This is a genomic window from Halorhabdus salina, from assembly GCF_013839425.1.
GTDB lineage: Archaea > Halobacteriota > Halobacteria > Halobacteriales > Haloarculaceae > Halorhabdus > Halorhabdus salina.
In genome coordinates this window covers 115,370-128,903 of sequence record NZ_JACDNP010000004.1, presented here as the reverse complement: position 1 = coordinate 128,903, position 13,534 = coordinate 115,370, and the positions used below count along the sequence as shown (strand labels likewise).

Genomic DNA, 13,534 nt, shown 5'->3' with positions numbered 1-13,534 from the left:
CATTTAGGCGGCTGGCGATCTAACTGTGGCTATGCGCGTCGCCGTCTTCGGCGGCGGGTACGCCGGCCTCGGCGTCGCCCGTCACCTCGAACAGTCCTTGCCCGCCGACGTCGAAATTCACCTCGTCGACGACTCCGGGACCCACGTCGTTCGCCACCTGCTCCACCGGGCAATCCGCCGGCCTGACGTCGCAGAGTCGCTGTCGTTCCCGCTGGAAACGCTACTGGATCGGACGACGGTCGACGAGCGGCGAGTCGACGATATCGACGTTGAGGCAGGGTCCGCCACTATGGCTGACGGCTCAGAGCTGCAGTTCGACGTCGGCGCGGTCTGTATCGGGTCAGAGCCGGAATTTCACGGCATCGACGGCGCCGAAAGCTACGGGACGGTCCTGCACCGGGCCGGCGACGCTGCACGGATCCGCGAGGAATTTCTCGCGGTTCTCGACGATGGCGGCCGGGTCGTCGTGGGCGGCGGAGGCTTGACCGGCGTCCAGGTCGCGGGCGAACTCGCCGCACTCGCGACCGAACACGAGGCGGGCGATCGCATCGAGATCACCATCCTCGAACAGGGCGACGCCGTCCCACCGGGATTCGAGGATCGGATGCAGCAGGCGATCGACGACGCTCTGTACGGGGCCGGCGTCACCGTCAGGACCGGGACGACGATCACCGGCGTCGGCGCCGATAGCGTCGCCCTTGCTGACGGCCAACAGCAGGAGTACGACCAGTTCGTCTGGGCCGGCGGGATCCGCGGGCCAACGGCCGTCGGGGAAGGCCGATCGCGCGTGCCGGCGACGCTACGCTTGAGCGAGCGGGTATTTGGCGCAGGCGACGCTGTGGAAGTGATCGACGAGAACGGCCGGCGTGCACCGGCGATGGCTCACACGGCGATCCGGCAAGCGCCGGTCGTCGCGACAAACCTTGCACGAGTTGTCGAGCACCGCCGATCGGACACTCCGTCCTTCGAACCACGGCTGGACCGATATCGGTATGACGACCTCGGTTGGACAGTCAGCGTCGGTGACGACGCCGTCGCCAGCGTTGGCCCCAGTGTCCTCACCGGCCCCCCAGCAGTCGCCGTCAAAACGGTCGTGGGCGCGGGCTACCTCGCCGATATCGGGGCAATCACCGAAGCTATCGAACACGCCACAGAATCGATCTAGCCGACGGGGTGGTTTGGGCTGTCTCAGTCCTGAAAGCGCAGAATAGCTATTCGTCGGTTCCGACGTCCAGGGCCATTTCGGGACTCGTCCAGATGACGAACTCGTCGTCGCGCTCGATGACGCCGTTGATGTACGGTTCGTCGATCGGCGACTCTTTGACTTCTGACTCCGTGATCGGCGTGACCTGATTGACCTCGTCGACTAGCCAGCCGATATACCCGTGATCGTCGAACGTGTCTGCGTCAAAGACAAGTATGAGACGGTCGTCGCTCCCGCCGCCGATATCCACGGCAGTTTTCGGATCGAGGATCGTCGTAATCTGGCCGCGGAGATCGACGACGCCGCTGACGTACTCGGGCGTGTTTGGGACGCGCGTGATCGCTTCTTCGCGAACGATCTCCTCGACGTAGGTGATGTCGAGACAGTACAGTTCGTCACCGAGGCGGAATTCCAGAACACGGGTCTCCTCTTCGTGTTGTTCCACAACGCTCGCATCCGCGACCGTTGCCCCAGCCGAGGCCGCCGATTCGTCCGTCGACGCTTCACCGGCGGCTGTCTCGCCAACCCCTTCGACGTCCATCGACACCGCGTCCTCACCTTCGAACTCACTTGCCGCCTGTGCGGCCGCCTGTGCGGCCGATAGAGCCTCGTCGTCCGAATCAGATCCTGTCTGGCTCTCTTCGTCGGGATCAGTCCCGGCCGCCGCAGTCTCGTCAGTGTCAGTGTCTTCTGGCATCGGCTGGGCGGTGTCCGATTCGTCGTCAGTGCCAGGTGTTCCAGTGTCGTCGCTCGTTGACTCCTTTCCGTCGGCTGTCTCTGACCCTGCCCCCTCGTCGGCGTTGTCAGTGTCCGTCGCGTTGTCTCCATCCGCGTCGGGGTCGTTCGACCCGTCCGAACTAGCAGACTCCGGCGGCTCGCCGAGGCCGTCGTCCGCGTCTGGCGACTCGTCGGTTGGTTCGTCCTCGCCTCGACGACCCTCGCGAAGGTTTCGGATACGGCGGGCCCGATCCATGCGCTCGTCGTCTTCGTCGCTCATGCTGTCACCTCCTGGGGTTCCCGTTCAAAGTGTGTCTCGAACTGTTTGGCGATATCCAGAAACACGTCTTCCATGTCTACCTGTTGTTCGTAGGCGAAGATAGATGTGCCGGCTGAGAAGGCTCGCTGGAGCGCGACGCGCTTTCGCACTTCCCAGAGGGGATAGTCTTCGAACACTTCGTTGAGCCACGACAGCATCGTGGCGTCCTCGTTGGTCTGTTCGACCCGATTGGCGACGACGCCAACGGTCTCGACAGTGATGTCGACCTGGCCCTCTAGGGCGGCGATTTGATCGATGAGCAACTCGATCGCTCGCTCGGAAGTGGCCTCTGTGAGTGCCGGTACGAGCACGTTCTGGGCGGCGTAAATCGCCGTGTCAGTCAACTTCCCGTAGAACGGCGGCGAATCGATAATGATGTAATCGTATTCCGTATCGAGTTCCGCCAGCGTCTGGTCGAGGGAATCCAGGGCGTGCTCACCGGTGATTGCCTCGGGCGTGATATTGATCGCAAGCTGGCCGAGGTCGGCTGGATCGACCGCCACCGAGTCGTCGGTCTTGGTCCAGGCGACGAGATCGGCGATCGTCAGTTCGTGTTCAGCCTGGAGCAGATCGATCGAACTCGGCAATACATCCATCTCCTCGTGTTCGACGATCAACTCTCCGACCGAGTCCCGTACCGCGTGGTCGGTCAAGATGTCGAACAACGTCGGCGGTTCGGCGTCGTAGGCATCGAGCAGTCCGAGCCCTTCCGTGGCGTTGCCCTGTGGATCGATATCGACGAACAGGACGTCGTGGCCGCGCTCGTTGAGTGCCCCGGCGACGTTGATTGCGATCGTCGTCTTGCCCGTTCCGCCTTTTGCGTTGGTCACGCAGACGGTTGGCGTCTGGGCAGCTATCTGGCTGGGCATCGTTAGTTGTCAGACCCTCGGGTTCGACAACTAATAAAAATACGCTCGCGGGTATCAAATGCTGAAATTGCCTGGTATGGCGGAAATTCAACGATCGGTCCGCAGTGAAATTCCCGGTTTCCAGGCGTCAGACGCGCGTTCGACGTGAGTGCAACCTTTAACATAGAGTAGCTTTTATGTATCAGTAATAGAGAGCCATGACGATCAACCCGAAGGATTACGACCTCGACGAACTCCGGAAGATGGCCCGCGAGCGCGGTGGGGCCACGATTCCGGTCGGTGACGAGGACGTCGAGGAGGAGACGCCGACGCCGGGATTCGACACCGGTGGTGGCAGCCTCGGCGGTGACGTCCTCGGTGACGGCGACTATCGGTCACAACTGTACCGCCAGTTGTTGCCCTTAGAGAGCATGGTCGGGGGCGAGTTGGAGAAACCGTATCTCCAGGAACTCCCCGAGAGCTACGCCGGTGAACTGATCGTCTTCGAGTGGCTCTCGTTCCTGCTGGAGAAAGCCGGGTTCCGTGGGGCCAACGAGGCCGTCGACTACTACGCCGAAGTCGGCTGGATCACCGAGACGGTTAGCGACGACCTCGAAGACTACTTGCTCGGTCTCGAGGAGACGGGCACCGACTCCTCGGAGCTGTCGATCGATGATCACCTGCTGAGTCTGGTCCACGTCGCCAAACTCACGTCGATGCAGTGAGTTACTGCCTCGCCGGTGACTCTCTTCCCCGAAAGGCCGTCGGCGTCCGTTGGTATCAGCGCTGATTTTCGACACGTAGTTATATACTGCCGCAGGGACAATCTGCCATCGTATGAGTGTCGAGGACGCCGAAGCAGACGAACCAGCTGAACAGGAGGACGTGGAAGAAGCGGACCCAGAACCGGACACAGACGAGGACCCTGTCGATGAATCGTCAGCAGACGCGGACGAATCGGGGGCGGACGGCCAGCCGGCCCCAGTCGGCGTCAAACTCGGGAGTACGCGGACGGTCCTCGCGAAACCCGACGGCCAGGGGGGGCTGGCTACCACCCAGACGCTGACCTGTCTGGCGACTTACGACGATCCCATCAGCGGCGAAGAACAGGTCCTCTACGGAGAGGAAGCCGCCGAACAGTACCCCGAACGTGTCCAGTTCATGCTTCGCTCTGGACTCCCGGAAGACGAACGCGGGGCCGAACTGACCGAGCGCTTCTTCACGTCGGTTATCGAGGCCAACGACATCCCGGCAAACAGTGGGGTCGTCTACGCCATCCCGACCATCGATAACGAGCGCGGGTTGGCCAATCTCCAGTCGGTTGTCGAGGGCAGCGGCATCGGCGACCACTTCATTCAGAGCTACCCCGAGTCGCTGTGTGGGGCGATTCCCGCCTTTGGCGACGGGCTGGAGGCGATCAACGAGATATTCCTCGCGGTCAACATGGGATCGACGAATTTGGAAGCCTCCGCCTATCGCCGTGGTGAGCAGCTCACACCGTTCACGACCGGCTCAGTCACCGGCAACGAGGTCGACCGACGGATCGCCACGAACGTCGAAAGCGAAACCCAGGGTCGGGTCAATATCGACACCCAGACCGCTCGCGAATACAAGGAACGACACGCCGACTTCGATCACTTCGAGCCGTTCACAGACGTCATCCAGCAGCCCGGCGGCGGTGCCCACGAATTCACGATCGAACGATCGGTTATGGACGCCTGTGACGCCTACCTCGATGAGGCCGTCGAGGAGTTCGCCAACACCTTCCTGCCCGAACTCGCCAACGATCACATGAAAGTCTATCAGCTCGCCTTAGACCAGCCGATCGTGCTCACGGGCGGGATGGCCTGTATCCCCGGCATCGTCGAGGAATTCGAGGAGCGCGTCAGCGAGGCCCTCAATCGTGACGTCGAAGCGATCGCCCCCGACGAGCCCAATCTGGCGGCGACGATCGGTGCCCAGCGGATCGCCGCTCGGATGACCGAGAACTGATCGTCCGGGGACCGTTGACAGCGGCGAATCGTGCAAACGCGTGAGCCGACGCATTTCCCATCACCGAATCAAGAGCTTCGACATTATTCGGGGAGCATTTGTGACAACGTCGACAGCCTCTGATCAATCGCCCCAGCAAGCCAGCCACTGTTCGATACGGGGCTGTTCCGTGGTGTCGTCTCCCTTGGGCTGGTCGATCGAGTGGCGGCTCGACACCGGATCAGACCGCCTCGAACGTTCGGGGCGGGCGTCCGTCCCGGCACCGAGTTCAGTTGGCAGCGAAAGGACGAGCCGTGGCATCGATCCAGTGTTTTCCCGACGGATACGTAAATGCCTGTCAGACGGGTGTCCGCCGGCAGGCCGACAAAGCTGGTTGACGGCTGGTCTCCGGCTCAACATCGCCAAGCCAACCAAAAAACAATAGGGGTGTCGTCCGAACGAAGGGGTATGGTATCCGACGACCGTGAGGTCGTCGACGAGCGGCTCCTGACGGAGACCGGTCGCGGGGGACTGTTCGGGGATGGCTATCTCGCCGATCGATCACTTCAAGCTTACCTCGGTCCGGTCGAGCAGCCGCGGGTGGTGTTCCCGAGCGACCACCAGGGGATCGTCCACACACGAGGCGAGACGGAAACGACCTACTCTCCTGGGTCGGGCTACCGGGCGCTCGTCGCGATTACGGACCGCCGCATCGTGATGGCGGTCGGCGGTGGAACCGCGGATGATGGCGACGATATCTACGACGTGGCACTCGACACAATCGAGCACGTCACCGTCGAACGAGATGGGAGTCACGTCGCCGTCCAGTGCTGGAGCGGGGGGACCGAATACTGGCAGTTGTTCCCCACGGGGATCGACGCTGAAGTCGTCGCACGACGGGTGCGTGAGGCCGCTCAGGCCTGGATCCGGTTCGACCGATTGCTCTCCGAAGCTCGGGACGCGCTGGGCGAAGCTGCCCAACAACGGACAGTTGGCGCGTTCGACGCCACACAGCGGGCACTCGACCGGGCCGATAGTTCACTCACCGAGGCTGAACAGACGGCGACTGCCTACGACGCGCCAGCAAGCGGCATGAACGGGCGGCTGGAACGCGTGGGATCGCGCCTCCGTGACGAACGCTTGCGGTTGACGTTTGCCCGCGCTCGGTCGTTTCGCACCCACGCTAAGAGCTACTGGCGGCGGGAACGCTACGAGCACGCTGCCGATCACTTCGAGCGTGCTAAAGAGGCGTTTCAGGCGCTTCGCGGCCGCAAGGGCCTCTCGGCGGCAATGGCTGCCAACGTTGGACAGCACTTGGCCGCGATCGACGCCGATCTCGACCGGCTTCGTGTCTCCCCGTTACGCTGCGCACTCGCCGCCCAGCGAGCGGCCGAGCGAGCCGACGATCCGCTGGTAGCTGCCGAACACTGGCGGGACGCCTTCGAGCGGTTTCGTACAATAATCCAACTGGACTATGGACGAGGAGACGGCCGTTTCGCTGGTGAGCGATCGCTACTCCGTGACCGTCTTGAGACCGTCGTTGAGGGCCTGATCATTGCCCAACAGCGGGCCGCGGATAGACGCTCCCAGGACGCCCAGCGACTCCGGGAGGACGGCCAGCACGATACAGCACTATCCGCCTACGAAGACGCACGCAACTCCCTCGATCGGGCCATCGCCACGGCGGCGGAGTTCACACCGGACGACCACGACGATCTCCGCAGGCGTCGCGCGGAAATCACATCTCGAATTGAGACGATAGCGCGCGAGAAACATGGAGACAACACCGGGAACAGAGCGCCTGAAATGCCTGATAACGACACAACCGTCCTGTCGCCGGAGCGGAACGACGTCTCGGCAGGGGACGTGTACTCCAGTGAGTCACCGTCGGCCCGACAGGAACCCGCGCCAGCCACAGCGCGAAACACTGACGTGGATCAGAGTGAATACGTCCGTCGTCTCCAGACTCTGGACGACGGGGCTGCCACATTGGCAGTGGGCCTCGTTTGGCGGGAACTCGGCTGGGCCGTCGATCTGCTCGACGAAGCGGGACCCGACGCGGTCGCAACCCGATCCGCGGATGAACGAGCACTACTGTTGTGGGTTTGTCGTCGAGGCGTTCCGGTGACGGCTGGGAAGGTGGAGACACTGGTTGCCACACTGGACAGTCGTGACGAGGACCACTCGGCGATCCTGGTGACGACCGACCCTATCGACCCCTCCGCGTTCGACGCGGCCATGACACACGGTGTGACGCTGGTTGACAGCCACAGACTTAGCGAACTCGCTCGAAAGACGGGCGTCCGACCGAGCGCCATCGACGATGGGGCCGACGACTGAACCGCATCGCGGCGACCAACGAAGCAAAATGGGCTAGCCCACACGAATCTTGAAGTCACCATCAGCCCAAACGACAGGTATGGACGAGACTGCTGGCATCTATGCCCGGGAAGCACCCTTTCTCGACCGAGACGTTCTAGTTGGGATCGCGAGTGGCCGTGTTATCTCCCTCTCGTTTCCGAACGACTCACCACCAGATGCCGGCCAAACGCACGATATCCTCGATCAGATCGACGCCTATCTGGAAGGTGAGCCCGTCTCATTCCGGGAGATCGAAGTCGCACTGACGATGGCGACCGAGCACCGAGACGTCCTCGAACGGTTGCGATCGGTACCCTATGGGGAGGCAGTGACCGTCCAAGAACTAGCCCGGATGACACCCGGACTGGACCCAGACAACGACGACGATCGCGGCGTTATCAGGACAGCTCTCGCCGACAACCCGGTGCCGCTGCTCGTCCCGGATCACCGCGTCAGGGACGGCCCCAGTACTGCGCCGCCAGCTGTCGAGCAGAAACTTCGATCGATCGAAGGACTCGCCTAGGCCACTCAGGCGCTACCCACCCTGTTATCGAGCCACTCGTGGCCGAGCAATTCGATCGCATCGAGGACGTAGTGGACGACGATCACGATCAGACGATGTCTCGTGAGAATATACGCGCCAGCCAGCACCAGCCCGAGGCCGCCGGTGACGACGCCAGTTCGACCCAGGCTGCTGTGACAGAACTCGAACACGACCGAGGCAGGGACGGCAAGCACCCACGACAACGGCGAGTCGGGCTTGCGTGAATGCAACGTTCACCAGCACCGCAGATGTCGACAGCGAGAGTGGCGAGTGCGCGGTCGAACGGAGTGCGACCGTGGGAATTGCGAGCAGGGAACGACGTCACTCGCGAGTCGCGCGGTCGACTGTCCAGTCGCGTCCGGCCCATCGGTCGCGGCCGAGACGACGCGCTGGGTGTGGCCAGGTACCCCGAAAACGATCGCGACGAAACCCCAGATCAGGCCGACGAAGCCGACCGAGCGCGGCACAGCTTACTGGGGACTGGGATTTGTCCGGCCGACGTTCGTCTCTAAGGCCTGGCCGGTGATCGACTTGAGCCGATCGACCAGCGAATCCTTCTCCGGTTCGCCGGCCAGAGCCACTTCCAGTACCTCCGAGAGATGCGTGACTGGAATGATCTCGATCTGGTCCTTGTACTCGTCTTCGATCATCACGTCCTGTTCGTTGGCCTTGGGAATGATGACCTTGTCCAGGCCAGTCTTGGCGGCAGCCTCGATCTTGTGGGTGACCCCACCGACCGGCAAGACGTCACCCCGGACCGACAGCGACCCAGTCATGGCGATGTTTTGCTCGACCGGGATGTTTTCGAGCGCCGAGATGACAGCCGTCGCGACAGTGACGGATGCGGAGTCACCCTCGACACCCTCGTAGGACTGGACGAACTGGATGTGGATGTCCTTCTCGGATATATCCTCGTCTGAGAACTTCTTGATGATCGCGCTGACGTTCTGGACGGCCTCCATGGCGATCTCTTGGAGTTTCCCCGTCGCGATAACTTCGCCGGCTCCCTGGGAGGGAGCGACTTCGGCCATGACGGGCATGACGATTCCCGAATCCTCGCCCATCACGGCGAGGCCGTTGACGCGGCCGACCGCGCTTCCCTCGTTGACGGTGAGTTCGTAGTCCTTGCGGCGCTCGATGTAGTTGTCCGCGAGTTGCTGCTCGATCGACCGCGAACGCCGTTTGGCCTGGAGGACATCATCGCGCTCGGTGTACTCCTTGTCCTCTGCGCGAGCGATGTCTCCCGCGACGCGGACGAGTCCACCCAGGTCACGGAGCTTCAGTGAGAGGTGCTCCTTGCGGCCGGCCCGACGCCTGGCTTCGAGGATGACCTCCTCGACAGCTTCCCTCGTGAAGTCTGGGAGCCGACCGTCTTTCTCGACCTCCTGGGCGACGAAGCGGGCGTACTTCCGGCGCATCTCGGGTTCGTCGTCGATGGTGTCGTCCATGTAGACCTCGTACCCGTAGCCCTTGATCCGGTCGCGCAGGGCCGGGTGCATGTTCTCCATGGCGTCTAAGTTCCCCGCCGCGACCATGATGAAGTCCGTCGGGACGGGTTCGGTCTGAACCATCGCACCCGAAGAGCGCTCGCTCTGGCCGGTAATCGAGAATGCACCCTCCTGAATGGCCGTCATCAGCTTCTGCTGAGAGCGGATATCGAGCGTGTTGATCTCATCGACGAACAGCACGCCCTTGTTGGCCTTGTGGATCTCGCCGGGTTCGACCCGGTCGTGGCTGGGCGTCCCCATCCCACCTGACTGGAAGGGGTCGTGGCGGACGTCACCCAGCAGCGCGCCGGCGTGGGCACCCGTCGCGTCCTCGAAGGGTGCCGTCTGCTTGTCGGCGTTGTTGAGCAGGAGGTTCGGGATCATCGAATCGTTGCCCTGGGCACCATAGCGAAAGGCGAGGTAGATAACGCCGGCCGCCAGGATGCCAAGCAGGATCTGGCCGGCGATGAGCAGCGAGTAGCCCATCACGATGGCGATGATGATCCACATCAGGAACGACCGCATCTGGTTGCGCTTGTTGGCTTCTTCTTTGTGGGCATCGACGATCTGTTCGCCCTTTCCGGCCGGCACCGTTCGGACCTTCGGCTCGTTGCCATCGTCCGGGTTGTGGTAGACGAGAACGTCCTGAAGATCCTCCTTTGGCAGGAGTTGGCTCATCGCTTTCGCGAGCATCGATTTGCCCGTCCCGGGCGAACCGATCATCATCACGTGACGGCGCTGTTTGGCCGCTTTCTTGACGATATCGCGAGCGTGATCCTGTCCGATCACCTGATCGACCAGCCGATCGGGGACTTCGATGTCTTCGGTCGACTCGATGTCGAGCCCGCCGAGGGTGTCGTCCTCGTCGTCGATGACGGCCACATCCTCGTCATCGAGCGTGACGCCACTGCCTAATTCGTCGATCTCTTCGTCCGATCCATCGCCCTCAGCCGGTGGTGATTCGCCCGGCGATTCCGTCGCGTCCGATGCCGGAGGCTGCTCGGTCGTCGACTGGGGGTCCGTCGTCTCTTCGTCCACCTCGTCGCGTTCGGGTGGCGGATCGTCCGTATCGATGTTCTCACTCATTTTGAACGGGTCGGTTACTGAAAATCAGGGACTGTCGATTCATATACTTTCTCCTAACCCCCGTGATTGCCGCGCACATAAAACCGACAGAATGCGGTTAGATCGCCCCAATCTCGCCGACTGGCGACTCGCCGGGTTTATGAAAATCCAGGCCCTGTACTGGGATATGACTCGCGGGTTCTACATCGGCCGCTTTCAGCCCTATCACAATGGGCACCAGACGATGATTGAACACATCGCGGCCGACGGGGAAGTCGACGAACTCGTCCTCGGGATCGGGAGTGCTGGCGACTCCCACACCGTCCACGATCCCTTCACTGCCGGCGAACGCATCATGATGGTTACCAAGGCCGTCGCGGAATTCGATTTGGTCACCTACGTTGTGCCAATTGAAGACCTCGATCGCAACTCCGTGTGGGTAAGTCACGTCCAGAGCATGTGCCCGAGTTTCGATCTGGCGTACTCGAACAACCCGCTGGTGATCCAGTTGTTCGAGGAGGCTGGCATCGAGGTCCGCCAGTCACCGATGTTCGACCGTGATCGCTTAGAAGGGAGCGAAATCCGCGAGCGGATCATCGACGGCGAGACGTGGCGCGATCGGGTTCCCGATGCCGTCGTCGAAGTCATCGAAGAGTGCAACGGTGTCGAACGGCTCCGGACGATCTCCCGCTCGGATGTCGTCGAGCGCTGGGAAGCCCGACCGGACGAAGCGAGCGACTAATCCCAGCCATCGTCGCTTACAGAAACGGCAAGGCAAGGGCCGCCGTTGTTGCACTGATCGTGACCCACCCGAGGTAGTTCCACCACGGAACGCCGCGAAATCGTGGCCCCGGGAGCTCGTCGGTGTACGTCCAGTACCCGTTTGTGATCCCCTGGTGATCGGTAAGCAGGTCGGCCGTCGTCGCGAGCACCGCACCGATGGCCACTGCCAGCCACCCGTCGGTTGCCAGCAATGCGAGACGAAACGCGACGTACACCACTCCCGTCCAGCCGAAGAGGACGTAGATTGGGACTCCGAGGACGTTTGGGGTGACGTGGTGGTCGAGAAACTCGAGATTGATCACGACGGCCTCGGCGACGAACGCGACCACTGCGCCACCGCCGAAGAAGGCAACTGTGGCCTCCAGTGGCCAGGTGAGGGCGGCGTGGCTGAGCACGACGAGGCCCAGCGTCACAGTGCTGGCGACGAACGGGCGATTGTCGGGCACACCCGCCACTGTGAGCCCCAGCGCTATGAGTCAGTCGTTACAGCCAACTGACGGCCCGTCAACCGATCCGACGGCGATTGGCTTCGGTGGCCTGACCGACACCGTCGACGCCGGTACCGTTTCGCTCACGGCCGAGACGGCCGCCTGGCGCGCGATCTCTTTCGCCCGCGATGCGCTTGGCATTGGGCGGAGCCAGTATTGCAACACGCGTCGAAAAGAACGTCGCCGCAGGCACGCCGAACCGCTGGGGACCAACGCGTTCGATGCGATCTTCGAGTGAGACATAAAGAGTAGCCAAGCGGTGCTTGCCCGGGCTAGCCGACCTGTTGCCACCGGCGGCCACACTCCGGACAAACCCGGACTGACCCGACCTCGTCGGGATCGTTCTCGGTTTTCAACTCCTCGCCGCAGTCCGCACAGCGCAATCGCTCGTAGGTGTCCTTCTTCAAGTCCCCTGATCGGAGCCCTTTCCTGACTGATTTCATACTTGCCGGTATGTGACGACCTGTCAAAAAGCCCGCGCCTGCATCGTAAGGATATAGATACACCCCTGGGTAGCTCGACCGTGTCCCGTCGTTCGGTCTTTACCAGTCTCTGTGGGATGGTCCTCCTTGTCAACCTGGGCCGGGTCATCTTTGCCCCGTTGATCGAGCCGTTACAGCAGACGCTGGGGACGTCGACGGCGGCGGTCGGCTTGCTCGCGACGCTGGCGTGGCTCGGCAGCGCCCTCTCGCGGCTCCCGACGGGCTATCTGCTGACGCGGTACCCGCGCCAGCAGGTAGTCCTCGGAACCGGCCTGCTGTTGACTGTCGCGGCCATCGTCGCCGCGACTGCCGTCGACGTGAGGATGCTGATGCTCGGGGCCTTCTTGCTGGGTCTGTCAAGTGGTATCTACTTCATCGCGGCCAATCCGCTGGTCAGCGAACTCTTCCCGGACCGGGTTGGCCTCGCACTCGGCCTGCACGGCACCGCGAGCCAAGTGGCTGCCGTCGGCGCGCCGCTTTTGGTGACGGCGACGCTCGCGCTTGGCCGCTGGCGCCGAACCTTCCAGTTGCTGGCTGTCCTGGCCGTGTTGGCGACGATCGCGTTCTATCTCGCCGCGCGCCGTAACGAGTTGCCGGCTGCTGGGAGCGAGGATCGCGACCTCTCGGCGGCGGTCGGCCACCAGTGGCGGATTGTCCTTGTCGGCGTCGTCGTGGTCGGCTTTGCCGGCTTCGTCTGGCAGGGCGTGTTCAATTTTTACGTCACGTTCCTGAAGACGCTGGGATACACCGGGGATACCGGGCGAGTCCTGTTGACCGTCGTGTTCGCCGCTGGACTCCCGGCGTTCGTGTTCACGGGCTGGCTGGCCGATCACGTCTCGCCGCTCAGGTTGCTGGTCGGTATTTTCGGTGCGTTTGGTGTCTCGCTGTTCGCGCTGACGCTCCCGCTCGGGCCAGCCTGGTTGATCGGCACCAGCGTGCTGACAGGATACGCGATCCACTCGCTGTTCCCCGCCGCCGACACCTATCTGCTCGGTTCGCTGCCCGACCGCCACCGGGCGAGTGCGTATTCGGCCTACAGTGCCACGATGATGATCGTTCAGGCGGCCGGGAGCTGGGTCGTCGGCCTGCTTCGGGACGCGGCGATCCCGTTCCCTCTCATCTACCGGACGTTTGCGATCGGACTGCTCGCCTGTGCGGTCGCACTGTTCGGGCTGTACCGTCTCGGAAAACTCCCCGCGGTTGCTCGTGCGTGAGGAGCGCGACGACGGGAACTCGCCGCGGGGCGTACTCTTTTGACGCTGCCG

The 13,534-nt window shown here is 62.7% G+C and carries 15 protein-coding genes; 8 read left to right on the top strand and 7 right to left on the bottom strand.

Annotation, left to right across the window (positions count from 1 at the left end; genetic code table 11):
- The first annotated feature begins 31 nt into the window (after window positions 1-31).
- Entirely contained in the window at window positions 32-1,165 is a 1,134-nt protein-coding gene (locus tag HZR20_RS07100; RefSeq protein WP_181685895.1) for an NAD(P)/FAD-dependent oxidoreductase, read from the top strand.
- A 46-nt stretch (window positions 1,166-1,211) separates the two neighbouring features.
- Here the strand turns inward: HZR20_RS07100 and HZR20_RS07095 are convergent, their stop codons facing one another.
- Window positions 1,212-2,201 (bottom strand): chemotaxis protein CheW, encoded by a 990-nt coding sequence (locus HZR20_RS07095; RefSeq protein WP_181685894.1) that lies wholly within the window; start codon window positions 2,199-2,201, stop codon window positions 1,212-1,214.
- Window positions 2,198-3,109: a ParA family protein gene (locus HZR20_RS07090; protein ID WP_181685893.1), complete on the bottom strand. Its 912-nt coding sequence runs from the start codon at window positions 3,107-3,109 to the stop codon at window positions 2,198-2,200. The genes HZR20_RS07095 and HZR20_RS07090 overlap by 4 nt, the downstream gene beginning before the upstream one ends.
- Before the next feature lie 197 nt (window positions 3,110-3,306).
- On the opposite strand from HZR20_RS07090, the gene HZR20_RS07085 reads away from it, so the two are divergent.
- Both HZR20_RS07085 and HZR20_RS07080 read left to right on the top strand, forming a co-directional pair.
- Complete coding sequence (locus tag HZR20_RS07085; RefSeq protein ID WP_181685892.1) at window positions 3,307-3,813, top strand: FlaD/FlaE family flagellar protein; 507 nt, start codon at window positions 3,307-3,309, stop codon at window positions 3,811-3,813.
- A 112-nt stretch (window positions 3,814-3,925) separates the two neighbouring features.
- Window positions 3,926-5,080, top strand: coding sequence for a hypothetical protein (locus HZR20_RS07080; protein ID WP_220132689.1), 1,155 nt, complete (start codon window positions 3,926-3,928; stop codon window positions 5,078-5,080).
- 123 nt (window positions 5,081-5,203) lie between these two features.
- Here HZR20_RS07080 and HZR20_RS07075 read toward each other — a convergent pair whose 3' ends face one another.
- Window positions 5,204-5,380: a hypothetical protein gene (locus HZR20_RS07075; protein ID WP_181685891.1), complete on the bottom strand. Its 177-nt coding sequence runs from the start codon at window positions 5,378-5,380 to the stop codon at window positions 5,204-5,206.
- Window positions 5,381-5,527: 147 nt separating this feature from the next.
- On the opposite strand from HZR20_RS07075, the gene HZR20_RS07070 reads away from it, so the two are divergent.
- Together HZR20_RS07070 and HZR20_RS07065 are read left to right on the top strand one after the other, a co-directional pair.
- Window positions 5,528-7,399: a restriction endonuclease gene (locus HZR20_RS07070; RefSeq protein ID WP_181685890.1), complete on the top strand. Its 1,872-nt coding sequence runs from the start codon at window positions 5,528-5,530 to the stop codon at window positions 7,397-7,399.
- A 79-nt stretch (window positions 7,400-7,478) separates the two neighbouring features.
- On the top strand, window positions 7,479-7,943 hold the full coding sequence (locus HZR20_RS07065; protein ID WP_181685889.1) for an MGMT family protein: 465 nt from the start codon (window positions 7,479-7,481) through the stop codon (window positions 7,941-7,943).
- Window positions 7,944-7,948: 5 nt separating this feature from the next.
- Here HZR20_RS07065 and HZR20_RS07060 read toward each other — a convergent pair whose 3' ends face one another.
- Both HZR20_RS07060 and lonB read right to left on the bottom strand, forming a co-directional pair.
- Window positions 7,949-8,194, bottom strand: a complete 246-nt coding sequence (locus HZR20_RS07060) for a type II CAAX prenyl endopeptidase Rce1 family protein (RefSeq protein ID WP_181685888.1) — start codon at window positions 8,192-8,194, stop codon at window positions 7,949-7,951.
- A gap of 240 nt (window positions 8,195-8,434) precedes the next feature.
- Entirely contained in the window at window positions 8,435-10,537 is a 2,103-nt protein-coding gene (gene lonB, locus HZR20_RS07055; protein WP_181685887.1) for an ATP-dependent protease LonB, read from the bottom strand.
- 166 nt (window positions 10,538-10,703) lie between these two features.
- On the opposite strand from lonB, the gene HZR20_RS07050 reads away from it, so the two are divergent.
- A complete protein-coding gene (locus tag HZR20_RS07050; RefSeq protein ID WP_181685886.1) occupies window positions 10,704-11,258 on the top strand; it encodes a nicotinamide-nucleotide adenylyltransferase in 555 nt (184 codons plus the stop codon).
- 16 nt (window positions 11,259-11,274) lie between these two features.
- On the opposite strand, the gene HZR20_RS07045 is transcribed toward HZR20_RS07050, so the two are convergent.
- Window positions 11,275-11,745, bottom strand: a complete 471-nt coding sequence (locus HZR20_RS07045) for a carotenoid biosynthesis protein (protein ID WP_181685885.1) — start codon at window positions 11,743-11,745, stop codon at window positions 11,275-11,277.
- A gap of 25 nt (window positions 11,746-11,770) precedes the next feature.
- Between HZR20_RS07045 and HZR20_RS07040 the strand changes: the two genes are divergently transcribed.
- Window positions 11,771-12,025 carry a hypothetical protein gene (locus HZR20_RS07040; RefSeq protein WP_181685884.1) on the top strand — a complete coding sequence of 85 codons (255 nt, stop codon included), beginning with the start codon at window positions 11,771-11,773 and terminating at the stop codon, window positions 12,023-12,025.
- 34 nt (window positions 12,026-12,059) lie between these two features.
- On the opposite strand, the gene HZR20_RS07035 is transcribed toward HZR20_RS07040, so the two are convergent.
- Window positions 12,060-12,230 (bottom strand): HVO_0758 family zinc finger protein, encoded by a 171-nt coding sequence (locus HZR20_RS07035; protein WP_181685883.1) that lies wholly within the window; start codon window positions 12,228-12,230, stop codon window positions 12,060-12,062.
- 116 nt (window positions 12,231-12,346) lie between these two features.
- Here HZR20_RS07035 and HZR20_RS07030 point away from each other — a divergent pair, with 116 nt between their 5' ends.
- Entirely contained in the window at window positions 12,347-13,483 is a 1,137-nt protein-coding gene (locus tag HZR20_RS07030) for an MFS transporter (RefSeq protein WP_181686058.1), read from the top strand.
- Window positions 13,484-13,534: the final 51 nt, after the last annotated feature.

Coding starts and splice junctions, on each gene's coding strand:
- HZR20_RS07100 (WP_181685895.1), top strand. CDS start 32: ATGCGCGTCGCCGTCTTCGGCGGCGGGTACGCCGGCCTCGGCGTCGCC.
- HZR20_RS07095 (WP_181685894.1), bottom strand. CDS start 2,201: ATGAGCGACGAAGACGACGAGCGCATGGATCGGGCCCGCCGTATCCGA.
- HZR20_RS07090 (WP_181685893.1), bottom strand. CDS start 3,109: ATGCCCAGCCAGATAGCTGCCCAGACGCCAACCGTCTGCGTGACCAAC.
- HZR20_RS07085 (WP_181685892.1), top strand. CDS start 3,307: ATGACGATCAACCCGAAGGATTACGACCTCGACGAACTCCGGAAGATG.
- HZR20_RS07080 (WP_220132689.1), top strand. CDS start 3,926: ATGAGTGTCGAGGACGCCGAAGCAGACGAACCAGCTGAACAGGAGGAC.
- HZR20_RS07075 (WP_181685891.1), bottom strand. CDS start 5,380: ATGCCACGGCTCGTCCTTTCGCTGCCAACTGAACTCGGTGCCGGGACG.
- HZR20_RS07070 (WP_181685890.1), top strand. CDS start 5,528: ATGGTATCCGACGACCGTGAGGTCGTCGACGAGCGGCTCCTGACGGAG.
- HZR20_RS07065 (WP_181685889.1), top strand. CDS start 7,479: ATGGACGAGACTGCTGGCATCTATGCCCGGGAAGCACCCTTTCTCGAC.
- lonB (WP_181685887.1), bottom strand. CDS start 10,537: ATGAGTGAGAACATCGATACGGACGATCCGCCACCCGAACGCGACGAG.
- HZR20_RS07050 (WP_181685886.1), top strand. CDS start 10,704: ATGACTCGCGGGTTCTACATCGGCCGCTTTCAGCCCTATCACAATGGG.
- HZR20_RS07040 (WP_181685884.1), top strand. CDS start 11,771: ATGAGTCAGTCGTTACAGCCAACTGACGGCCCGTCAACCGATCCGACG.
- HZR20_RS07035 (WP_181685883.1), bottom strand. CDS start 12,230: ATGAAATCAGTCAGGAAAGGGCTCCGATCAGGGGACTTGAAGAAGGAC.
- HZR20_RS07030 (WP_181686058.1), top strand. CDS start 12,347: ATGGTCCTCCTTGTCAACCTGGGCCGGGTCATCTTTGCCCCGTTGATC.